The following is a 23,020-nucleotide window of genomic DNA, read 5'->3' on the forward strand; positions in this document are numbered from 1 at the left end:
AAGAGGTAGAGCGGTTCGGCGTTTCCGTGAAACGATAAACCGCTCTAGGCTGCAGCGGTGTTCTCCCGCAGCAGCCGCTCGGCCGCCGCGCGCGCCTCGTCGGTGATGGTGGCACCGGCGAGCATGCGTGCGATCTCTTCCTGCCGCGCCGCCCGGTCCATCTCGGCGATGCCGGTCGAGACCCGGTCGGCCCCGCCTGATTTGGAGATCAGGAAATGCGTCGCCGCGCGCGCCGCCACTTGTGGTGCATGCGTGACCGAAAGCACCTGCACGCGTTTTGCCAGCCGCGCCAGCCGCTGGCCGATGGCGTCGGCAACCGCACCGCCGACGCCGGTGTCGATTTCGTCGAAGACCAAGGTCGGCGCCGAGCCCCGGTCAGCGAGTGCTACCTTCAACGCCAGCAGGAAGCGCGAAAGCTCACCGCCGGAAGCGACTTTCATCATCGGGCCGGGCCTGGTGCCGGGGTTGGTGCGCACCCAGAACTCGACCTGGTCGATGCCTTCTTCCATGCGGCTCTCGGCATCGCTTGCGATCTCGACGATGAACTCGGCCCGTTCGAGCTTCAGCGCCGGCAGTTCGGCCATCACCGCCTTGGTCAGCCCGACGGCCGCCGCATGGCGACGCGACGATAGCTGGGCCGCCGTAATGTCATAGGCCTGGCGCGCCGCTGCAGCCTGTGTCTCCAGCGCATGCAGGCGCTCTTCGCCGGCGTCGAGATCGGCAAGGTCGGCCGCCATGGTGTCACGCAATTGCGCCAGGTCATCGACGGCGACGCTGTGCTTGCGCGAGGCGGCGCGCAGCGAAAACAGCCGCTCCTCAGCCTTCTCCAGCCGCTGCGGATCATATTCGGTGGCGCGAAGTGCTGCTTCGACGCCCGACTGCGCCGCGTCGAGCGACAGCATCGCCTCGTCGAGCGATTTGACGACATCCTCGAGCAAGCCGGGCGCTTCCGTCACCTTGCGCTGCAGCCGCCTGAGCAGGCTGGCCAGTTGCGGCAAGGGCGAGGACGGGCCCGAGAGCACATCCTGCGCATCGTGGACTTCGGAGGCGATCTTTTCCGCCCGCATCATCGCGGCGCGCAGTTCGGCGAGCTCGGTCTCTTCGCTCGGTTGCGGATCGAGCCTGGTCAATTCGGCGACCGCTGCACGCAGATAATCGGCCTCGCGGGCAGCTGCCTCGACTTTGGCCCGGTGCCGTGAAAATTCCTGCTCGCAGGCGCGCCAGTGCCGCCACGCCTCGCCTGTTGCCCGCGCGGCACCTAGATGACCGCCGAAGCTGTCCAGCAACTCGCGATGGGCGCCGGGATCGACCAAAGCGCGCTCGTCGTGCTGGCCGTGGATCTCGACCAGCGCACGGCCGATGTCGCGCATCAGCGTCACGCTGGACGGCTGGTCGTTGACGAACACGCGCGTGCGGCCGTCAGCCGTCTGGACGCGGCGCAGGATGATGTCGCCGTCGTCCTCGATGGCATTCTCGGCAAGCAGCATGCGAGCCGCGTGGTTGCGCGGCACGTCGAACACGGCGATGATCTGGCCTTGTGCCGCGCCATGCCGCACCAGCGAAGCGTCGCCGCGGGCGCCAAGCGCCAGTGACAAAGCGTCGAGCAGGATGGATTTTCCAGCGCCGGTTTCGCCGGTAAGGACCGAAAGGCCGGACGAGAAGTCCATGTCCAGCTTCTCGATCAGAACGATATCGCGGATCGACAGTCTGGAGAGCATGGGGACGCGCCGCTCAGGCGCCGGTGATCAGCTTCCCGGCCTTGGAGATCCACGATCCGGCATTCTCGCGCGGCTCGAGCCCACCACTCTGCAGGAGCTTGTAGGAGTCCTTGTACCACTGGCTATCGGGATAGTTGGTGCCGAGCACGGCCGCAGCGGTCTGCGCTTCCGACGTCAGCCCCATCGCATAGTAGCTCTCGGTAAGACGCGCCAGCGCTTCCTCGACATGACGTGTGTTGGAATAGTTCTCCACGACGTTACGGAACCGTTTGACCGCCGCGATGTATTCGCGGCGCTCGAGATAATAGCGGCCGATCTGCATCTCTTTGCCGGCGAGCTGATCGTTGGCGAAGCGGATCTTCTCCTTGGCGTCGTCGGCATATTCGGACGTGGGCCAGCGCGTCACGAGGTCCTGCATCGTCTGCACGGTAAGACGCGCTTCCTTCTGGTCCTGGGTGACGTCCTTGATCTGACGGTAGTAGCTCAGCCCGATAATGTACTGGGCATAGGCTGCATCGTCGGTCGACGGATAAAGGGTCAGGTAGCGCTTGGCCGAACCGATCGCCTCGTCGTAATTGCCTTGACGGTAGTCGGCAAAGGCGCCCATCACCATCGATTTGCGGGCGAATTCCGAATACGGATGCTGGCGGTCGACCGCATCGAATTTGCGGCTTGCTTCCTGCAGGCGCCCGGCATTCAGATTGGCGAGACCCTGATTGTAGAGCACGTCGGCCGGCTCGGTCTGATCGACATAGGTCGACAGATCGACGTCCTTCTCGGACGACATGCAGGCCGACAGAAACAGCGATGGAACGACCACCGAAAGCGCCAGGAAAACAGCCCGCCGCAGCGCCTTCGATTGACCAACTCGCTTGAAAAACATGTTTGGATTCCGCCCTTTCGGCGTCATTTCAGTCGACGGCAGCAGCCATAAACCATAATTGCCTTGCCCGGCAACGCTATCCCCGGCCAATCGCACATTTTTGTGGCGGTTTGGCGCCACCTGGAAAGCTGTGTAATTTGGCCGGCCGGTGATGCATCCATGCAACACAGCTGATCGCGATAAGAGCCGCAAAAACGTTAAGAATCAGATCATCCAGGGCGCATAGAGGGGTGCGTTGACGGCGCTCATCTCGGCGGTACGCCCGCGCTCGCGGCGCGTCGTCTCAACGATCTCGAAAGCCGAACGGTCGGACAAGAGACGGCGCAGCGCAGCTGCGTTCAGCCTGTGGCCGCCACGATAGGAGCGGAAGCAGCCGATGAACCGGGTACCGGCGAGCGCCAGGTCGCCCATCGCATCCATCGTCTTGTGGCGCGCGAACTCGTTGGGATAGCGCAGGCCTCCCATGTTGATCACGCGGTTGTCGTCGCCGATCACCAGGGAGTTTTCCAAAGACGAGCCGAGCGCATAGCCGGCCGCCCACAGCCGCTCGACGTCCTTCATGAAACCGAAAGTGCGGGCCCGCGCGACGTCGCGGCGGAAAATGTCGGCGTTCATGTCGGATGCAAAAAGCTGGCGCCCGATCGCCGGGCTTTCGAAATCGATCTCGATCTCGAAGCGCGTGCCGTCATAGGGCCTGAACTCCGCCCAGCAGGCGCCGTTCTCGATGCGAACCGGCTTGACCACCCTGATGTAGCGACGCTTGACCGGCAGCGTTTCGATGCCTGCCTGGTCAATGGCCTCGACGAACATCACTGCGCTGCCGTCGAGGATAGGCACCTCATGGCCGTCGATTTCGATGACGAGATTGTCGATTCCAAGCCCGAAAAGCGTCGCCATCAGATGCTCGACCGTGGCAATGTGCTCGCCTTGCGGATCGCCAAGCATGGTGCAGAGATCGGTGGCGCCGACCTCGGAGACGAGCGCGCGAAATTCGTGGCTTCCGCTTGCATTCGAAAGCTGGAAGACGACACCCGTATCGGCGTCCGCCGGCAGGAAATGGACGGTGACCGGATTGCCACTGTGAACGCCGATGCCGGTCAGCGTCGCACGCGATTTAAGTGTCGTCTGATAGTCGTGCAAAACAATCCCCATAGCCCATGCTGCCTAGGTCCGCTTCATCTGCCCTGAGGGCGCGGCTCTTGATTGATCGGCAGGCAGGGCCACTTCCCCGAGACTCCCAGCAAACCGACTTTGGTCGGTGGCGAAGATAATGGTCCCGCAGGGAGACTCCAAATCACGGTTTCTTACTCGTTGTAACCGCGCTCCAGCGCGGGATTGCCCCATAAGTCCTTGTTTTAAAATTGCTTTTAATATTAACAGGCGAACAGTCTCCTGCTCGCCTGTTAACAACTGTCACGAACCGTTAACAGGTCAATTGGCCTGTCGGCGCAGAAAGGCGGGAATCTCCAACTGATCGTCTTCCTGGACAGCCCGGCTCTGCGGCGTCAGTCGGCCCTGCTCGTCCAGCTGGCCGCGGCGCGGCGCGTAAAGTTGCGGATCCTGGCTGGCTAGGCGGCGCACTTCGGCCGGCGCCTGGCGCAGTTTCGGTTCGCGCGGCTGCGCCGGCTGCAGCCTTGCAGGCTCCTCTTCGCGGCGGGTCAAGCCGTTGGTCAGGCGCTTGAGCAAGCCCATCGGGCCGCTGTTTTCGTGGTCGGCCGGGCGCGCCTTGGCTTCCACTTCGGCCTTCACCTGCGGCGGGAAATCCTCGACCCGCGGCATGCGCTGGGGTGCTGCGGCAACCGGCTGCGGCATTTCACGATGCGGAGCAGGCTGCATCGCTTGCTGAACCACTGGCTGCATCATCGGCTGCGGCTGAGCCGGAGGCGCCTGGAAGATCTTGCTCTGCGGGCGGAAGTCTTCCGCATGGGCGACCGGTGCCGGGCGGGCCTGCGCCATCGCTGCCGCATTCGCCTCGGCGAGCTGAATGGCCTCGGCGACCGGGTCGGCAGCACGTGGTTCATAGATCGGTTGCTGGACAGGCGCCGGGCGCATTTCCGTGACCTGGGCCGCCGGGCGGCTGACCGGCTTCGGCGGAGCCGTGCGGATGGCGATCGGCGCGGCAGCGATTTCGGCCGCCGATTTGTCGATGCCGGTGGCGACCACCGACACGCGGATAACGCCTTCGAGTTCCTCGTCGAAAGTGGCGCCCAGAATGATGTTGGCATCCTGGTCGACCTCTTCGCGAATGCGGGTTGCCGCCTCATCGACTTCGAACAGGGTCAGGTCGCGGCCGCCGGTGATCGAGATCAGCAGGCCCTTGGCGCCCTTCATCGAGGTCTCGTCGAGCAGCGGGTTGGCGATGGCGGCTTCCGCCGCGGCCATTGCACGGCCCTCGCCCGAAGCCTCGCCAGTGCCCATCATCGCCTTGCCCATTTCGCGCATGACCGAGCGGACGTCGGCGAAGTCGAGATTGATCAGGCCTTCCTTGACCATCAGGTCGGTGATGCAGGCAACGCCCGAATAGAGCACCTGGTCGGCCATGGCGAAGGCATCGGCGAAGGTGGTCTTGTCATTGGCCAGCCGGAACAGGTTCTGGTTGGGAATGACGATCAGGGTATCGACGCATTTCTGCAGTTCCTCGATACCCATGTCGGCCGTCTTCATGCGGCGCTGGCCTTCGAAGTGGAACGGCTTGGTGACGACGCCGACGGTGAGGATACCCTTTTCGCGGGCAGCGCGGGCAACGACGGGAGCCGCCCCGGTGCCGGTGCCGCCGCCCATGCCGGCAGTGACGAAGCACATATGCGTGTTGGAGAGATGATCGATGATCTCGTCGATGCATTCCTCCGCCGCCGCGCGCCCGACTTCAGGCTGCGATCCGGCGCCGAGACCCTCGGTGACATGCGCGCCGAGCTGGATCAGCCGCTCGGCCTTCGACATCGTCAGTGCCTGCGCGTCGGTGTTGGCCACCACGAACTCGACGCCGCGCAAGCCGGCGGTGATCATGTTGTTGACGGCATTGCCGCCGCCGCCGCCGACACCGAACACGGTGATGCGCGGCTTGAGCTCGGTGATGTCCGGCTTCTGCAGATTGATGGTCATTGTCTTCGTCCTTTGCCTTTCCCGCCGCTTCGCCGCCGCGGCCGCCTATGGGGCTGTCCCCGTCAAATTAAAAACTGTCTCTCAACCACTGACTCATTCGATGCAGTTTTCCGCCTGTTCCGGTCATCCGAAGACCGGAAATTCCCTTCGCCGGGCGGCTCTCGAAGCTCGCCATCTGCGGGTAGATCAGAAGCCCGACGGGCGTCGAAAAAGCCGGCCCCTTGGCCGCCTCGGGCAGGCCTGCCACGCCAAGCGGGCGGCCAATGCGCACATTGCGGCCGAGAATGCGGCGTGCTGCTTCTGGCAGGCCGGCAAGCTGGCTGGCACCGCCGGTCAGCACCACACGCTTGCCGACGGCGTTGCCGTAGCCGGATTTGTTCAGCCGGTCGCGCAACAATTCCAGCGTCTCGTCGATGCGGGCGCGGATGATGCGCGTCATCACCGAGCGCGGGACCTGCAACGGCACCTCGCCGTCCTCGCCGATCGGATGGATGGAAACCAGGTCGCGGTCGTCGGCACTGCCAGGCAGCGCCGAGCCATGCATCACTTTCAGCCTTTCGGCGGCATCGAGCGAGGTCGACAGGCCCTTGGCCATATCCAGCGTGACGTGGTTGCCGCCGATCGCGATGGCATCGCCATGGACGAACTTGCCTTCCGAAAACACCGAGATCGTCGTCGTGCCGCCGCCCATGTCGATGCAGGCCGCGCCCATTTCGAGCTCGTCGTCGACCAGCGCAGCAAGCCCACTGGCATAGGGCGTCGCCACCATGCGTTCGACTGACAGATGCGAGCGGTTGATGCAGAGCTCCAGATTGCGCAAGGGCGCTGCGTCGCCTGTCAGCACGTGCATGTGGACGCCAAGCTGGTCGCCAACCATGCCGCGCGGATCGCGCACACCGCGCTCGGCATCCAGCGAAAAGGCTACGGGAAGCGAATGGATCACCTCGCGCTCGGCCCGCAACGCCTGCTTGGCGCCGGCGGCAAGCACGCGCTTGATGTCGGCCTCGTCGGCCTCATGGCCGCCGAGATTGATGGTAGCCGAAAAAGCCTCGCTCTTCAGCCGGCCGGCAGTCATGTTGACGATCAGCGAATCGACCGTCAGTCCCGCCATGCGTTCGGCGGCGTCGACGGCAAGACGGATGGCGTGCTCGGCACGGTCGAGATCGATGACGACGCCCGATTTCACGCCTTGCGATTTCTGGTGGCCGATGCCGATCACCTGGACGCGATGCGAGCGTCCGCGCAGCAGCTTGCCATCGTCGCGCGGCTTGAGTTTGGCCACCACGCAGCAGACCTTGCTGGAGCCGACATCCAGCACCGTCAGGATGCCGGACCGGCGCGACGAGGCATCGCTATTGCCGCCAAGCCAGCTCATATCTTCGTCTCCGGCTTGCGCTTCAGCATCTTGGGCTTTTCGTCGAGCGCGGCTTGGCGCTGTGTCGCCGCTTCCGGCGTCAACTGGACGACCAGACGATCGGAAAGGCGCATGTCGACGGCGGCGATGTCGCGCGTCAAAAGCCCGTTCTCGTGATCCATCCTGACCAGGTCGGCAATCGCCTGATCCTCACCGTCTTCGGGAAGCTTGATCGTGATGCCGTTTTCAAGCTTGAGATCCCAGCGCCGTTCGCCGATGCGGATATAGCCCTTGATCCGCGCGGCGAGCTCCGGATAATTCTTGATCTTGGCTAGGAAATCCGGCGCTTTGGCCGGTGCGCCGGTGCCGATGATCAGCGGCAGCAATATCTGCTTGCCGCCGGAGAACGGCGCAATGACGGTGCCGGATTTCTCGATGACCGAAAGCGCGCTGCCTTGCTGCCACAGCGCGAACGGCTCGCGCTCCTCGACGCGCACTTCCAGCGTATGCGGGTAGACCTTGCGCACTGCGGCGGCTTCGACCCAGGGTAGCGTGGTGATGCGTTCGCGCGCAGCTTCGGCATCGAAGCCGATCAGCGAGGTCCAGCCGTCGAGTTCCAGCCTGTCGAGAATATCTATCTCGGACGTTTCGCGGTTGCCGACGACCTTGACCTGGTCGACGGCAAAGCCGGTGCGGGCGGTGACACTCTGGACGATGGCGTCGGAATATCCGCCGAGATAGGCGCCATAGGCACTGCTCGAAACAAGCAGTGCCGCCGACAGCATGGCAGCGCAATAGGGCGGCGCTTCGAAGTCGCCTTCGCCGAGGCGCACCAGCACGCGCACCGGCCGGCGGAGCAGGCGCGGCAGCACGAAATGGTCGAGCGACAACGACATGCCGAACAGCGCCGGCCCGGCCGCGCCCTTCCCCTTGCCCTGTCCCCACTTCAACGCAGACACGAAGCGTCCTCCACCATCCAACTCAACAAATCGCCGAACGAGTGTCCCGCTTGCGCGGCGATTTCCGGCACCAAAGACGTCGGCGTCATGCCCGGCTGGGTGTTGACCTCGAGCCAGACAATTTCGCCGTTTTCGGAGTGACGATCGTCATAACGGAAGTCCGACCGGGAAACGCCCCGACAGCCGATAGCTTGGTGAGCCTTGAGCGTCAGTGTCTGTATTTTTTGGTAAATATTCGGTGAAAGTTTTGCCGGGCATTCGTGTTTTGATCCTCCCGCGACGTATTTTGAATCATAGTCGTAGAAGGAATGGCCGGTCGGGATGATCTCGCAGACACCGAGCGCCACATCGCCCATCACCGCGCAGGTCAATTCCCGCCCGTGCACATAACGCTCGACCATCACCGTATCGCCATATCTCCACTCGGACGAGCCGACGATCTGCGGCGGATGCGACTGGCCTTCATGCACGATGACGACGCCGAAGCTCGATCCTTCGTTGACCGGCTTGACTACATAGGGCGGCTTCATCGGGTGCTTGTTCTGGATGGCGAAGCGATTGGCCACCTTCGATTCCGCCACCGGAACGCCGGCCGCCTTCGCGACCTTCTTGGCCTGTTCCTTGTTCATCGCGAGCGCCGAGGCAAGCACGCCGGAATGGGTGTACGGAATGGCGAGGTACTCGAGGATGCCCTGGATGGTGCCGTCCTCGCCGAAGGGGCCATGCAGCGCATTGAAGACGACGTCAGGCTTGAGCTCGGCGAGCACCGAGCCGATGTCACGCGAGACGTCGACGCGGGTGACCTGGTAGCCCTCTCCCTCGAGCGTATCGGCACAGGCTTTACCCGACGACAGGGACACGGGCCGCTCGGACGAGAATCCTCCCAGAAGGACGGCCACATGCTTGCTTGTCATTCCCCGTCATTTCCTCTCACAGCAGGCCTGCACCATCGTGCATGCCCCGAAAAGCATCGCGCGCACTCAAATGCGCCCGAGCAACTTCGCTCCCGTGTTTCCGCAACATTGAGTCCGAGTCTCCCGGCAGGTTGCCCCCCAGATGGAAACGCGAGTAACGCGTCGAAACGACTCAAATCAGGAAACGCTTCAGGGCAGAGAATCAGAGAGTTGATTCGCTGGCAAGTGCTTACGATTCCGATGGATTCACTTTCCGCAAAAACGGCAGCAAAATGTGAATTCATGAGTCCGAAAGGCAACGGCGGTCAGCTTGCCTAAAGCAACTGCCCGAGAAATTCCTGGACGGCATGGCCCGGCCGAAAATTACCGATGCGCTTGATCTCCCACTGCAGCCGGATGCCTGATCTTTCGAGCACGCGCGCACGCACCGTCTCACCGAGATATTCAAGCTCGTAGCCCGTGGCGGTTCCGGTGTTGATCATGAAGTTGCAATGCATCGGCGACATCTGCGCCCCACCAACCATCAGGCCGCGGCAGCCGGCCTTGTCGATCTCCTTCCAGGCCGAGGTGCCCTCAGGATTCTTGAAGGTAGAGCCACCGGTCTTTTCGCGGATCGGCTGCACGGTCTCGCGATGGTTCTGGACAGCATCCATCGCGGCCTTGATCGCCGCCTTGTCCTCAGAAATGCCTTCGAGCAGCGCCGATGTGAAGATCAGCCCGGACGGCGCCGCTGAATGGCGATAGGCATAGCCCATATCGGCATTGCTCAGCGTATGAACATTGCCCTTGCGGTCGAGTGCCCGCACCTCGACCACGCGCTCGCGCGTCTCGACGCCATTGGCGCCGGCGTTCATCCTCAGCGCTCCGCCAATGGCGCCGGGAATGCCGTGGTAGAAATGAAAGCCACCGATGCCGGCCTCGTAGGCAACGGCCGCAAGGCGCTTGTCGGGTGTCGCGGCGCCCGCCTTGATCGTGGTCGGCGCAATCACTTCGGTCTCGCCAAAGCCTTTGGCCGAAAGCCGGATGACAAAGCCCGCAATGCCGCCGTCACGGACAAGCAGGTTCGAGCCGACGCCGACGATGGTCAGCGGAATTTCCTCCGGCACCGCCTTCAGGAACGTGGCAAGATCGTCCTCGTCGGCCGGCTGGAACAATGCGTCCGCGAGCCCGCCGGCTCGAAACCAGGTGATCTTGTCCATCTCGGCATTGGGCGTGATGCGGCCGCGCAGTCCGGCAAGCCGGTCGCCAAGCTTCTCGATCAACGCCTGGCCGCGCATCATGAGATGGTCCCGCCGAGTTCCTTGGGCAGCGCATAGGCCCATTGGGTGATGTTGCCGGCGCCGAGGAAGACGACGAAATCGCCCGGCTTCGCCACCTCGCGCACGATCGGCGCAATCGCCGCCGGACCTTCGATGTAGCGTGCGTCGCGATGGCCGCCGGAGCGGATGCGCGACACCAGTGCGTCGGACGTGACGCCGTCGATCGGTTCCTCGCCGGCCGCATAGACGGGCGCCACCATTACCGTATCGGCGTCGTTGAAGCAGACGGAAAACTCGTCGAACAGATCGCGCAGCCGGGTGAAGCGATGCGGTTGGGTAACGGCGATGATGCGACCCTTGGTAGCGCTGCGCGCAGCCTTCAGTACCGCCGTGATCTCGACCGGATGATGACCGTAATCGTCGAACACATCGACACCGTTCCACGAACCGGTATGGGTGAAGCGCCGCTTGACGCCCGCGAAAGACGACAGGCCCTTCTTGATTGCCTCAGCCGAAAGGCCGAGCTCATGCGCGACGGCAATCGCCGCCGTCGCATTGGAGACATTGTGGCGCCCGGGCATGGGCAGCCGCAGGCCTGATATCGTTATCTGGCCGTGCGTCTTGCGGTCGCGGATCACCACGTCGAATTCCGAGGTCGGGCCGTCCATGCGGTGATTGGTGAAGCGCACGTCGGCCTGCGCATTTTCGCCATAGGTGATGACGCGCCGGTCCTCGATGCGGCCGACCAGCGCCTGCACCTCGGGATGGTCGGTGCACATCACACCAAAGCCGTAGAACGGCACATTCTCGACGAACTGTCGAAACGCTTCGCGCACTTTGTCGAAGGAGCCGTAATGGTCGAGGTGCTCGGGGTCGATATTGGTGACGACGGCAATCTCGGCCGGCAGCTTGAGGAAGGTGCCGTCGCTCTCGTCGGCCTCGACCACCATCCATTCGCCGTCTCCCATGCGGGCATTGGTGCCATAGGCATTGATGATGCCGCCATTGATTACCGTCGGGTCGAGCCCGCCGGCTTCGAGTAGCGTCGCCACCATCGAAGTCGTCGTCGTCTTGCCATGCGTGCCGCCGATCGCGACCGCCTGCCGGAAGCGCATCAGCTCGGCCAGCATTTCGGCGCGCCGCACGATCGGCAGCAACTTCTCTCTCGCCGCCTTCAGCTCCGGGTTGGATTTCTTGATTGCGGTGGAGACGACGACCACTTCGGCCTCGCCGAGGTTTTCGGCCTGATGGCCGACGAAGCATTCGATGCCCTTGTCGCGCAGCCGCTGCACATTGGCGCTGTCAGCCTGATCGGATCCCTGCACCTTGTAGCCGAGATTGTGCAGCACCTCGGCGATGCCGCTCATGCCGATGCCGCCAATGCCGATGAAATGCACGAGGCCGATCGTCTGTGGCATCTTCATGCGTGCGTCTCCTTCCTGAATTCCGAAACGGATTTCCTGGACGCAATAGCCTCTGTCAGATCGGCGAGCAACCGCGCCGCGTCGGGTCTTCGCACCGAGCGGGCCGCCGAGGCCATGGCGGCGAGCCTGTCGCCGTCGCCCAGCAACTCCACGATCTCGCCTGCGAGCGCCGCCGCGTCGAGGCCGGGCTGGCGCCGCATCACCGCGCCCCCCGCATTGACGAGGATCTGTGCATTGTGGCCTTGATCGTCGTCGAGGGCATGCGGAAGAGGCACGAGGATGGCCGGCCGGCCGATCACCGAAAGCTCGAGCACCGTCGACGCGCCCGAGCGTGAGACGACGAGATGCGCGGCGGCCATGCGCGCCGGCAGATCGGAGAAGAACGACGCGACCTCGGCCTCGATGCCGAGAGCGCGGTAGTGCTCTCTCACCCGCGCCTCGTCCTCGCCGCGTGCCTGCTGCACGATGCTCAGCCGCGAGCGCATTGCGCTGGGCATCGCCGCCACCGCCTCAGGCACAGTGTCGGAAAAATAGCGCGCGCCCTGGCTGCCGCCGAAGACGAGCAGCCGCAGCGGTCCGCCGGGCTCGGGCACGGCATAGGGCCTGCCGGCCACGTCGAGCACCGCCTGCCGGACCGGATTGCCCGTCTCCACGATCTTGGCCGAGAAGGGACCGGAGGCCTTGAGGAAGCCCCCCGCAATCGCCGTCACCCGCGGCGCGAGCGCCTTGTTGGTGCGGCCCATTACCGCGTTCTGCTCATGGATCAGCGTTGGCGCACCGCGTCGCGTCGCCGCGAACAGCGGCGGCAGCGTCGGATAGCCGCCGAAGCCCACCACCGCATTCGGCCTTAGCCGGGCGATCAGGGCGGACGACTGGCGGAATCCACGCCACAGGGTCCAGAAGGTCCGCGCGACAGTCAGCGGATTTCTCGACCCGAAGGTAGCGGAGGCGATAGCGTGGACGCCGTCGCCGGGGAACCTGCCGGCATAGCGCTCGGCGCGGTCGTCGGTGGCCAGATGTACCGCCCAGCCGCGCGTCTTGAGCTCATGTGCCAGCGCCTCGGCCGGGAACAGATGTCCGCCGGTTCCGCCTGCCGCCAGAAGGATGACCCCCTTCGCCATCTCACTCCGCCGGCATCGCACGCGGCGACGGCATGAAGCCCAGCTGCTTGCGCTTTTCCGGGCGCTTGCGCGTCAGCGCCAGCACCATGCCCATCGAGATGGCGATCGCGATCTGCGAAGAGCCGCCGTAGGAGATGAACGGCAGCGTCATTCCCTTGGCCGGCATCAGCTGCAGATTGACGGCCATGTTGATGACCGACTGCAGGCCGAAGACCGTGACCAGGCCGCCAACCGCGTAGCGGGTGAAATCGTCCTGCTCCCTGAGCGCCGTGTTGAGACCGCGCAGCACGATGAAGCCGAAGATGGACATGATGAAGAAACACATGATCAGCCCGAATTCCTCGCCGGCGACAGAGAAGACGAAGTCGGCGTGGCTGTCGGGGATGACCCGCTTGACGGTACCCTCGCCCGGCCCGACGCCGAACCAGCCGCCATTGATCAGCGCCTCGCGGCCCATGTCGACCTGGAACGTGTCGCCCTCGCCGGTCATGAAGCGGTCGATACGGCCGGCAACGTGCGGGAACACTGCATAGGCGGCGAACACGCCGCCGACGCCTGCAGCACCCAGCGCGACGATCCACAGCCACGGCAATCCGGCCATGAAGAACATCACCCCCCAGGTGCCGAGCACCAGCATGGTCTGCCCGAGGTCAGGCTGCGCCACCAGCAGCGAGATGACCAGTGCAAGCAGCAACATGGCGAACAAATTGCCCGGAATGTCGGGCTGGCGCTTGTGCTCGGCGAACAACCAGGCGCAGATGATGACGAAGGCCGGTTTCAGGAACTCGGACGGCTGGATCGACAGGCCGGCTAGCGACACCCAGCGCCGCGCGCCCTTCACCTCGACGCCGATATAGAGCACCGCCACCATCAGAAACAGCATGATGCACAACATGACCAGCGCCATGCGCCGGATCTGCCTGGATTCAAGGAACGAGACGGCCAGCATTACCCCAAGCGCCGGAATGGTGAAGATAATCTGGCGTGTCGCGAAGTGGAAACTGTCTAGCCCGATGCGCTCGGCCACCGCCGGGCTTGCGGCGAAGGACAAAACGATGCCGAGCCCCATCAGCGACAGGAACGCCGCCAGGAACCAACGATCGATCGTCCACCACCAGGTCGCCACAGGGCTTTTGTCGAGACGGCTTTGCATTATCGTGTCCCTCCGATGGGCTTCACGCCATCAATGGCGGTTGCGGCTTGCCTGAACGCCTCGCCGCGGACTTCGAAATTCTTGAACTGGTCGAAACTGGCGCAGGCCGGCGACAGCAGCACCACTGCCTCGCCGCTACTATCCCTGGCCGCATCGCGGGCGGCGTGTTCGACTGCCGCCGCCAACGTGCCTGATATCTCGTAGGGCACCGCTTCGCCCAGCGTCGCCGAAAAGGCCGGTGCGGCTTCGCCGATCAGATAGGCCTTGGCGATGCGCGGGAAGAAGCCGCGTAACGGCTCGATGCCGCCCTCTTTCGGCAGGCCGCCGGCAATCCAGTAGATACGCGCAAAGCTCGACAGCGCCGGTGCAGCGGCATCGGCATTGGTCGCCTTGGAATCGTTGACGAACAGCACATGCCCTTTGCGGCCGACCTGCTCCATGCGGTGCGCCAGCCCAGGGAAACTCTCCAGTCCGGATTGGATCTCGCCGAGCTCGAGCCCGACCTTGAGGCAGGCGGCGGCGGCGGCCAGCGCGTTCTGCGCATTGTGCTGGCCGCGCAACGAGCCGATGCCTTCGAGGAAGGCGACACGGCTGTAGCGGCCGTGCACGGCTTCCATTAAGTTGGTGCCGTCAGCGAAATAACCGTCGGTCAGCGGCAGGCGCTTGGAGATGCGGATGACCTGCCGGCCGGCCCGCTCCAGCCGATCGGCGATCTGGGCGCACCAGGAATCGTCGACACCGATGATAGCCGTCTCGCTGCCGGCCACCAGCCGCTCCTTGATCGAGGCGTAGTGTTGCATCGTGCCATGGCGGTCGAGATGGTCCGGCGTCAGGTTGAGCAGCACACCGGCCGTCGGATTGATCGAAGGGGCAAGATCGATCTGGTAGGAAGAGCACTCAACCACATAGTGCCGTTCAGGCTGCGGCGGATCGAGCGTCATCACCGCGCGGCCGATATTGCCGCCCATCTGCGTGTCGCGCCCAGCCGATTTTAGGATGTGCGCCGTCAGTGCCGTGGTCGTCGACTTGCCGTTGGTGCCGGTAATGGCAATGAAAGGTGCTGCCGGTGCCAGCAGCATCCGCTCGCGGCAGAAAAGCTCGATGTCGCCGATGATCTCCACGCCTGAGCCCCGCGCCAGCTCGACGGTCCAGTGCGGCTTGGGATGCGTCAGCGGCACGCCGGGCGACAGCACGAAGGCGGAAAACCTCGCCCAGTCCGCACCGCGCAGGTCCGCTGTCGTGATGCCGACCGCGCCGGCCTTGGCGACGCTGTCGGGATTGTCGTCCCAGGCCAGCACATCCGCGCCGCCCTCGATCAGCGCGCGCGCCGTGGCAATCCCCGAGCCACCGAGCCCAAAGAGCGAAACGCGCTTGCCTGAAAAGGATGCGGCGGGGATCAAGCGGCCTCCTATCTGAGCTTCAGGGTCGACAGGCCGACCAGCGCCAGGATGACGGCGATGATCCAGAAGCGGATCACCACCTGGCTTTCGGTCCAGCCGAGCTTTTCGAAATGATGGTGGATCGGCGCCATCAGGAAGACGCGCTTGCCGGTCATCTTGAAGTAGCCGACCTGGATGATGACCGAGAATATCTCGACGACGAACAGGCCGCCGACGATGACCAGCACGATCTCGTGCTTGGTCGCCACCGCGACCGTGCCGATCAGCCCACCCAGCGCCAGCGAGCCGGTGTCGCCCATGAAGATCGCCGCCGGCGGCGCATTGAACCAGAGGAAACCGAGACCGGCGCCGATCACCGCTCCAAGGACCACCGCAAGTTCACCGGTGCCGGGCACGAAATGGATCTGCAGATATTCGGCGAACACCGCGTTGCCGGAGAGATAGGCGATGACGCCGAAGGATGCGGCGGCGATCATGATCGGCACGATCGCCAGCCCGTCGAGACCGTCGGTCAGGTTCACCGCATTGCCGGCGCCGACGATGACGAAGCACGAGAACGGGATGAAGAACCAGCCGAGATTGACGAGAAACTCCTTGGCGAAAGGGAATGTCAACGATGACGAGAACGGCGCCTGGCCGTTATGCATGATCACCCAGGCGGCGATGCCGGCGATGACGAATTCGAGCCCCAGCCGCGCCTTGCCGGAAAAGCCGAGATGCGATTGCTTGGTTACTTTGAGATAATCGTCGTAAAAGCCGATCGAGCCGAATCCCAGCGTCACCAGCAGAACCACCCAGACGTAGATGCTCGACAGGTTCGCCCACAGCAGCGACGAACCGACGATGCCGGACAGGATCATCAGTCCGCCCATTGTCGGCGTTCCCGCCTTCTTGAAATGCGTCTGCGGCCCGTCGGCACGGATCGGCTGGCCCTTGCCTTGCCGCAGCCGCAGCGAATTGATGATGGTCGGTCCGAAAATGAACACGATCAGTGCCGCTGTGATCAGCGCTCCGCCGGTGCGGAAGGTTATGTAGCGGAAGACGTTGAAGACCGAGATCTTGTCCGCAAATTCGACGAGCAGTGTTAGCATGCGCTTGCGTCCCCCGGACCGATCCTAGGTCTGTCTGCTGGTTGTGGCTTCCGCCGGAAACTTGCCGAGCAACGCCTCGACCAGCTTTGAAAAGCCTATGCCCTTCGACGATTTGATCATGACCACGTCGCCGGGCTTCAATTCCGATAGAAGAACCGGTTTCAGATCTTCCGCACCGGCGCGGTACTCCGTCCTGATCTCGCCGGGCAAAACGTCGGCCAGCGCCCGCATCTCCGGGCCGCCGAGAAAGACCGTGCGCGTGTCGGTGCCGACGATCAGACCGGCAAGCGCGGCATGCAATTTCGCCGAATGGCTGCCGAGCTCGAGCATATCGCCGAGCACGGCAATGCGCCTGCCCTCGCCCGACACCGGCGTCGTGTTGAGCAGTGCCATTGCAGCGCTCATCGACGCCGGATTGGCGTTATAGCTCTCGTCGATCAGCGTGATCGGCCCGTTGGGGTGACGCAACACATAGCGCTTGCCGCGTCCGCGTTCGGGCGAAAGATCGGCCAGCGCCTGCGCAACTCTGGTGACGTCGGCGCCGACCAGATGCGCGGCACCAAGCACCGCGAGCACGTTCTGCACCATATGGCGGCCCGGCGCGCCGATCCTGGCGACAATCTCGTGCCCGCCAATCTTGGCGGTGATGACCGAGTGATCGGCATTGAGCTCGCATTTGATCAGTTTGAAGGTCGCCCGGGCATTCTCGCCGAACCCGTAGACATGCTCGACGCCGGCCTCTTTGGCCATCTTCTCCAGCAGCTTCCAGCGCGCATCGTCGCGGTTGAGAAGGGCGGCGCCACCGGGCTCCAGTCCCTCGAAAACCTCTGCCTTGGCCTTGGCGATCTCGTCCAGGTTGCGGAAGAAGCCGAGGTGAGCCGCCGCGATCAACGTGACGATGGCGACATGCGGCCGGACCATCTTGACCAGAGGCCGGATCTCGTCGGGATGGTTCATGCCGATCTCGAAGACAGCATAGTCGCAATCCTGCGGCATGCGCGCCAGCGTCAGCGGCACGCCCCAGTGATTGTTGAACGACTGGGCCGATGCATGCACCGTACCGACCGCGGAGAGAGCGTGGCGTAGCGCTTCCTTGGTGGTGGTCTTGCCCGCCGACCCGGTCACGGCAATCACCCTGGCCTTTGAGCGTGCGCGCGCGGCAACGCCGAGCTTTTCCAGAGCGACAAGCACGTCCTCCACGACGATCATCGGTGCCGTCAGCCGCCCCAGCGACGGCAGCTTGCCCTCGGCGACGACCAGCACGCCGGCGCCCGCCTTGATGGCGGCGGTGACGAAATCATGGCCGTCCATGGCCTCGCCCTTGATGGCGAAGAAAGCGTCTCCCGGCTGCAGGCTGCGGCTGTCGATGGAAATGCCGGCGATGCCTTCAGGCATCGGACCGAGCGGCCGGCCATCCATGGCGGCAACCAGCGCCTCGGAGGTCCACAGATAGCTCACGCTGCTTGCTCCCGCAGCGCCGAGCGAACTTCTTCATGATCGGAAAAATGCAGCGTCTCGGTGCCGATGGTCTGGCCTTCCTCATGGCCCTTGCCGGCCACGATCAGCGTGTCGCCAGCGTGAAGCATCCCGACCGCCTCGTGGATGGCCTTGCGCCGATCGCCGATCTCGATGGCGCCAGGTGCGGCCTCCAGGATCGCGGCGCGGATCGTCTCGGGTACTTCCGAGCGGGGATTGTCGTCGGTGACGATGATGACGTCGGCCAGCCTTGTGGCGATCTCGCCCATGATCGGCCGCTTGCCCCGGTCGCGGTCGCCGCCGCAACCGAATACGACGATGACGCGGCCGGTGGTAAAGGGGCGCACCGAAGCCAGCACGTTTTCCAGCGCATCCGGCTTATGAGCGTAGTCGACATAGACGGGCGCGCCGTTGGCGGCCGTCCCGACAAGGTCGAGCCGTCCCGGCGCGCCCTTCAATTTCTTCAGCGCCATCAACGCCTTGGCAACAGATGTTCCAGTCGAAATGGCGAGGCCGGCCGACACCAGCGCATTTGCAATCTGGAAGTCGCCGGCCAGCGGCAAGTCGACTTCATGGAGAACGCCGTCCGCTTCGACCTCGGCGCGCTGGCGGTGGCGCTCGTGCTCGACCCGCTTCAGCCGCAGGAAATCGCCGTGGCGGCCGACCGTCAGCACATTCAGTCCCCCTGCCCGCGCCGCCTTGATCGTCGGCTCCGACCACGGGTCGTCGGCAAAGATGACCGCCGGCGCGCCCTTCGGCAGCAGCGCGTCGAACAGACGCAATTTGGCGCGATGGTAGTCCTCGACCGTCGGATGATAGTCCATATGGTCGCGGCCGAGATTGGTGAAGCCGCCGGCCGCAAGCTTGACGCCGTCGAGCCGGCGCTGGTCGAGGCCATGGCTGGACGCTTCCATCGAGGCGTGGGTGACGCCGGCCTCCGCCAGCTCCTTGAGCAGCCTGTGCAGTGCCACCGGATCCGGCGTGGTCAGCGAGCCATATTCGTTGCGGCCCGGCGCCACCACGCCGGTCGTGCCGATCGAGGCGGCGGCAAAACCCGCCTGCTCCCATATCTGCCGGGTGAATGCGGCGACCGAGGTCTTGCCGCTGGTTCCGGTCACCGCGACCATGGTTTGCGGTTGCATGCCGAAAAAACGTGCAGCACTCAGCGCCAGTGCAAGGCGCGGATCGTCTACGACAAGAACCGGGACTGGCAGCCCGGCGACGGCACTGCCCTTGCCGACCACGATCGCTGCAGCGCCTCGGCTCGCGGCATCGGCTGCGTAGGCTGCGCCATCCGCCTTGGAGCCGGTGAGCGCGAAAAAGACGACGCCCCGTGTTACCTGGCGGGAATCCGACGAAATCCCTGTAACCTCCATGTCGAAGGAAGCTGTCCCCTCGACAGGCAGGATACCGGCTAGATTTTTCAGCTTCATCGAACCCCGTTCATCGCAACAAAATAGCGCGCAGTTGCCGGCGCGCCCCAAGAATCACTGATAGGAAACCAGCGTTGCACCATTTTCATGGCTGAAATCTGGCTTCACGCCAAGCATGGAAGCCGCACGTCGGATGATGTTTGCAGCCATGATGCCCGCGTTCGAGGCGGCCGTAGCACCCATGCCGGGCTTTTCCGGCTTCGGTTCGTCGGCGATCGTAAGCACTATGTATTGCGGATCGTCCATCGGGAAAGCCGCAACGAAGGCGTTGAAATTCTTTTCCTTCGAGTAACGGCCGTTGACGACCTTCTCCGCCGTTCCCGTCTTGCCGCCCACCCGGTATCCTGGCACCCGTGCATTGCGGCCGGATCCCTTTTCGGCATTGAGTGCATAGAGATAGCGCATGCCCTCGACCGTCTTGTCGCTGACCACTTTCTTGGCCACCGCCATCGCCTGCTCCTGCGTGCGCGGCAGGAAGGTCGGGTCCATCAGATAGCCGCCATTCATCAGCGCGGCGCAGCCGACCGCTGTCTGCAGCGGCGTCGTCGACACACCGTGGCCGAAGGCGATGGTGATCGAATTGACCTGCTTCCAGACCTTGGGCTCGGTCGGCCGAGCGACTTCCGGCAGTTCGGTCTGCATCTTCTCGAGGATTCCCAGGCGATGCAGGAATTCGCGGTGTCCGTCGATGCCAACCGCTTCGGCTTCCTTGGCAGAGCCGATATTGGAGGAGTAGATGAACACTTCCGGCACCGACAGTACCCGGCCCTTGCCATGGAAATCATGGATGGTTTGATGGCCGATCCTGATCGGGCGCGACGCGTCGAAACGGCTTTGCAGCGTTATCTTGCCGGAATCGAGCGCCATAGCGGTGGTGAAGCTCTTGAAGGTCGACCCCATTTCATAGAGGCCGGCCGACATACGGTTGAGCCTGTCCTTGTCCTGCGCGTTATAGGGGTTGTTCGGATCGAAATCCGGAACCGACGCCATCGCCAGCACCTCGCCGGTCTTGACGTTGAGCACAACGGCGCCCGCCGCGATCGCGTGGTACTTTTCCATGCCGGTGGCGACCTCGTCGCGCACGATATGCTGGACGCGCAGGTCGATCGAGAGCTGCACCGGCTTCAAATCCTTGGCCACCGCCAGACCCGACGCCTGAAGGTCGCTCAAGCCCTGTTCGTCGATGTATTTCTCCATGCCGGAGATGCCCTGATTGTCGATGTTGGTGAGGCCGACAATGTAGGACGAGGTTTCGCCGGCCGGATAGAACCGGCGCTTTTCGGTGCGAAAGCCGAATCCGGGGATGCCGAGTTGCATGATGTCGGCCTGCTGCTTCGGCGTCAGTTGCCGCTGCAGCCAGACGAACCCGGCGCCGCTCTTCAGCTTGTTATATGTCTGCTCGTAGTCGATCTCGGGAAGCACCGTCGACAGCTTTTCGATCGCCTCGTCTGCATCGACGATGCGGCGCGGTTCGGCAAACAGCGACGCGGTCTTGATGTCGGTCGCCAGCACTTCGCCGTTACGGTCGACGATGTCGGGTCGCGATGCCGTCACCCGGCTCTGCGGCCCGCCCGACAGGTCGGGATTCTGGAAACCCAGATAGACCAGCCGCCCGGCAATGGTCGAATAGATGCCGAAGAACACCGCCATCGTCATGATGATGCGGGTCCTGCCCTTGCCACCGGTCGCCTTACGGGCACCTTCGACCACGATCGATCCGCCCGCGCTGGGCTTCGAACCGCGCTTCAGCAGCCTGCCAACCTTTGGAAATCTGGCGGCGATTGGAAATCCGGTGATCATTGGACGATGCCTCCGGTCACCACGGGATCCTTGCCGCCGATATCGGCCATGCCGCCCAGCCGCTGCGATGAAAGGTCCTCGATATTGACGGGTTTCGCCGGCAGATCGTCCAGCCCGACGATCTGCCGCGCATTGACCGGCTCGAGTCCGAGTTGCGATTTGTAGATTTCGGTGAGCTTCTGCAGGCGCGACGGCTGGGTAAGCAGGCTCCAGTCCGCCTTGAGCAGGTCGATCGTGTCCTCCTCATAACGGATCTGCGCCTGGATCTTGTGCACTGCCGCCAGTTGCTCCTCGGCCTCGCGCTTGGTCTTGTAGGTCAGGGCAGCCGCAGAAACCATGACGGCGATCAGGACTATGTCGCTGGTACGAAACACGTGCTCACCTCTCTCCCGGTCGATCGGCGCCGGGAAGCTTTGGGCCAGGCAGTTTTGGCAGGCCGAAAATCGAAAAATCGCCGGCGCGCGCCGGCGCCTCTGTACGGATCGCAGCGCGCAGCCTTGCCGAGCGCGCCCGCGGATTTGCCGTTATCTCGGCATCGCCAGGTGTCACGCCGCCGCCCTTCTTGGTGAAGGTGGCGGTGCGCGCCCGCGCCTCGGGCAGGTGCCGCGATCCGGTCGCTGAATCGGCTCTGTCGGCGATGAAGCGCTTGACGATGCGGTCCTCGAGGGAATGGAAGGTCAGCACGGCAAGCCGCCCGCCCGGTTTCAGCACGCGCTCGGCGGCAAACAGTGCCTTGGCCAGTTCGCCGAGTTCGTCATTGACGAAGATGCGCAGCGCCTGGAAAACGCGGGTGGCCGGATGGATCTTATCTTTCGGCGCGCGACCGATATGCGTCTCGATGGCATCGGCAAGGTCGAGCGTGCGCTCGAAGGGGCGTTTTTCGCGACGGCTCTCGATCATGCGGGCGATGCGCCCGGCATGGCGTTCCTCGCCGAGAAAACCGAAGATGCGGGCAAGATCGCCCACCTTGAAGGTGTTGACGACGGCGGCGGCGCTCAGGCCCGCCTGCGCCATGCGCATGTCGAGCGGTCCATCGGCCCGGAACGAAAAGCCGCGCTCCGGCTGGTCGATCTGCATGGAGGAGATGCCGATGTCGAGCACGACGCCATCGGCACTTTCAACCTGCTCGTCGAGCGTCGAGAACGGTGCCTGGACAAGCCTGAGCTTGCCGCCGGACTGCTGTTCAAGGGCCCGCCCCGCCGCGATCGCATCCGGATCGCGGTCGATGGCGACGACCGAGGCTCCGCTTGCCAGAATGGCCTTGGTGTAGCCGCCGGCACCGAACGTGCCGTCGACGATCACCTCGCCTTTTGTCGGCGCCAGCGCCTCCAGAACTTCGGCAAGGAGGACCGGAATGTGACGGGCTGGTCCGCCAGCGGCATGAACTTCATCGCCGTCGCCCGCCATCATTCCAGCCGCTCCCCGGGCTTCGTCCCCTGCCGAAGCTGCAAAAGCCGGGCACGTGCTTCCGTCCCATAGGCGCTGAGCCGTCCCGGCTCCCAGATCTGAAAGAAATTGCCGCGGCCAACGAAGGCCACTTCCGCTGAAATGCCGGTATGCTCGCGAATGAAATCGCTCATCGTGATACGGCCGTCCTGGTCGAGCTTCAGAAACGTTCCATCGCCATGGCAGAAGAACGACATGTCGTCCGCCGTCTGCAGGAACGGGTCTTCCTGGGCGATACGCTGCTCGTAGCGATCGAGCAGGTCGAGCCCACCGACATCCATCGCCGGGCGATCCAGGCAGCGTAGCGCATAAAGTTCCGAATAGCCGCGTTTCTGCACAACGGCACGGAAATGCGCAGGCACGGACACCCGTCCCTTCGCATCGATCCTGTTCACCGCGTTCGACAGAAACCGGTCCATTACGCGTTACGGCCGCTTGCGCCGCCGCACCCCTCTGCATCTTCCTGTCCGCGCCGCCCCAGCCCGGT

Annotated in this window: 19 protein-coding genes; all 19 read right to left on the reverse strand. The window is 63.9% G+C overall.

The features are described from left to right. Positions 1-44 precede the first annotated feature (44 nt). Positions 45-1,718: a DNA repair protein RecN gene (recN, locus tag NKI58_RS18880; RefSeq protein ID WP_352853592.1), complete on the reverse strand. Its 1,674-nt coding sequence runs from the start codon at positions 1,716-1,718 to the stop codon at positions 45-47. A 13-nt stretch (positions 1,719-1,731) separates the two neighbouring features. Next, positions 1,732-2,601, reverse strand: coding sequence for an outer membrane protein assembly factor BamD (locus NKI58_RS18885; protein ID WP_023676756.1), 870 nt, complete (start codon positions 2,599-2,601; stop codon positions 1,732-1,734). 204 nt (positions 2,602-2,805) lie between these two features. Then, positions 2,806-3,753, reverse strand: coding sequence for a UDP-3-O-acyl-N-acetylglucosamine deacetylase (gene lpxC / locus NKI58_RS18890; RefSeq protein ID WP_352786629.1), 948 nt, complete (start codon positions 3,751-3,753; stop codon positions 2,806-2,808). 279 nt (positions 3,754-4,032) lie between these two features. After that, positions 4,033-5,703 carry a cell division protein FtsZ gene (gene ftsZ / locus NKI58_RS18895; protein WP_352786630.1) on the reverse strand — a complete coding sequence of 557 codons (1,671 nt, stop codon included), beginning with the start codon at positions 5,701-5,703 and terminating at the stop codon, positions 4,033-4,035. Positions 5,704-5,770: 67 nt separating this feature from the next. Next, the gene (gene ftsA, locus NKI58_RS18900) at positions 5,771-7,078 is read right to left on the reverse strand and encodes a cell division protein FtsA (RefSeq protein WP_352853593.1); all 1,308 of its coding nucleotides are present in this window, start codon (positions 7,076-7,078) and stop codon (positions 5,771-5,773) included. Continuing rightward, positions 7,075-8,016 carry a cell division protein FtsQ/DivIB gene (locus tag NKI58_RS18905; protein WP_352786632.1) on the reverse strand — a complete coding sequence of 314 codons (942 nt, stop codon included), beginning with the start codon at positions 8,014-8,016 and terminating at the stop codon, positions 7,075-7,077. Before NKI58_RS18905 ends, ftsA begins: the two co-directional genes overlap by 4 nt. Further along, positions 8,004-8,930, reverse strand: coding sequence for a D-alanine--D-alanine ligase (locus tag NKI58_RS18910; RefSeq protein WP_352786633.1), 927 nt, complete (start codon positions 8,928-8,930; stop codon positions 8,004-8,006). Before NKI58_RS18910 ends, NKI58_RS18905 begins: the two co-directional genes overlap by 13 nt. A gap of 314 nt (positions 8,931-9,244) precedes the next feature. Beyond that, positions 9,245-10,210, reverse strand: a complete 966-nt coding sequence (gene murB / locus NKI58_RS18915; protein ID WP_352786634.1) for a UDP-N-acetylmuramate dehydrogenase — start codon at positions 10,208-10,210, stop codon at positions 9,245-9,247. Then, positions 10,207-11,613, reverse strand: coding sequence for a UDP-N-acetylmuramate--L-alanine ligase (gene murC / locus NKI58_RS18920; RefSeq protein WP_352786635.1), 1,407 nt, complete (start codon positions 11,611-11,613; stop codon positions 10,207-10,209). Before murC ends, murB begins: the two co-directional genes overlap by 4 nt. Then, positions 11,610-12,734, reverse strand: a complete 1,125-nt coding sequence (gene murG, locus NKI58_RS18925; protein WP_352786636.1) for an undecaprenyldiphospho-muramoylpentapeptide beta-N-acetylglucosaminyltransferase — start codon at positions 12,732-12,734, stop codon at positions 11,610-11,612. Before murG ends, murC begins: the two co-directional genes overlap by 4 nt. A gap of 1 nt (position 12,735) precedes the next feature. Then, positions 12,736-13,887 carry a putative lipid II flippase FtsW gene (ftsW, locus tag NKI58_RS18930; protein ID WP_352456168.1) on the reverse strand — a complete coding sequence of 384 codons (1,152 nt, stop codon included), beginning with the start codon at positions 13,885-13,887 and terminating at the stop codon, positions 12,736-12,738. Then, complete coding sequence (murD, locus tag NKI58_RS18935) at positions 13,887-15,287, reverse strand: UDP-N-acetylmuramoyl-L-alanine--D-glutamate ligase (RefSeq protein ID WP_352570481.1); 1,401 nt, start codon at positions 15,285-15,287, stop codon at positions 13,887-13,889. The genes ftsW and murD overlap by 1 nt, the downstream gene beginning before the upstream one ends. Before the next feature lie 8 nt (positions 15,288-15,295). Continuing rightward, entirely contained in the window at positions 15,296-16,378 is a 1,083-nt protein-coding gene (mraY, locus tag NKI58_RS18940; RefSeq protein ID WP_023676767.1) for a phospho-N-acetylmuramoyl-pentapeptide-transferase, read from the reverse strand. A 24-nt stretch (positions 16,379-16,402) separates the two neighbouring features. Further along, entirely contained in the window at positions 16,403-17,836 is a 1,434-nt protein-coding gene (locus NKI58_RS18945; RefSeq protein ID WP_352786637.1) for a UDP-N-acetylmuramoylalanyl-D-glutamyl-2,6-diaminopimelate--D-alanyl-D-alanine ligase, read from the reverse strand. Next, complete coding sequence (locus NKI58_RS18950; RefSeq protein ID WP_352786638.1) at positions 17,833-19,287, reverse strand: UDP-N-acetylmuramoyl-L-alanyl-D-glutamate--2,6-diaminopimelate ligase; 1,455 nt, start codon at positions 19,285-19,287, stop codon at positions 17,833-17,835. The genes NKI58_RS18945 and NKI58_RS18950 overlap by 4 nt, the downstream gene beginning before the upstream one ends. 54 nt (positions 19,288-19,341) lie before the next feature. Then, positions 19,342-21,087 carry a peptidoglycan D,D-transpeptidase FtsI family protein gene (locus NKI58_RS18955; RefSeq protein ID WP_352570485.1) on the reverse strand — a complete coding sequence of 582 codons (1,746 nt, stop codon included), beginning with the start codon at positions 21,085-21,087 and terminating at the stop codon, positions 19,342-19,344. Then, positions 21,084-21,461: a cell division protein FtsL gene (gene ftsL, locus NKI58_RS18960; protein ID WP_023676771.1), complete on the reverse strand. Its 378-nt coding sequence runs from the start codon at positions 21,459-21,461 to the stop codon at positions 21,084-21,086. The genes NKI58_RS18955 and ftsL overlap by 4 nt, the downstream gene beginning before the upstream one ends. A gap of 4 nt (positions 21,462-21,465) precedes the next feature. Further along, a complete protein-coding gene (gene rsmH / locus NKI58_RS18965) occupies positions 21,466-22,497 on the reverse strand; it encodes a 16S rRNA (cytosine(1402)-N(4))-methyltransferase RsmH (RefSeq protein ID WP_352826653.1) in 1,032 nt (343 codons plus the stop codon). Beyond that, positions 22,494-22,952, reverse strand: coding sequence for a division/cell wall cluster transcriptional repressor MraZ (mraZ, locus tag NKI58_RS18970; RefSeq protein ID WP_352570487.1), 459 nt, complete (start codon positions 22,950-22,952; stop codon positions 22,494-22,496). Before mraZ ends, rsmH begins: the two co-directional genes overlap by 4 nt. Positions 22,953-23,020: the final 68 nt, after the last annotated feature.

The sequence above is a fragment of the Mesorhizobium sp. M0522 genome, from assembly GCF_040321085.1.
In the GTDB taxonomy this organism is placed as follows: domain Bacteria; phylum Pseudomonadota; class Alphaproteobacteria; order Rhizobiales; family Rhizobiaceae; genus Mesorhizobium.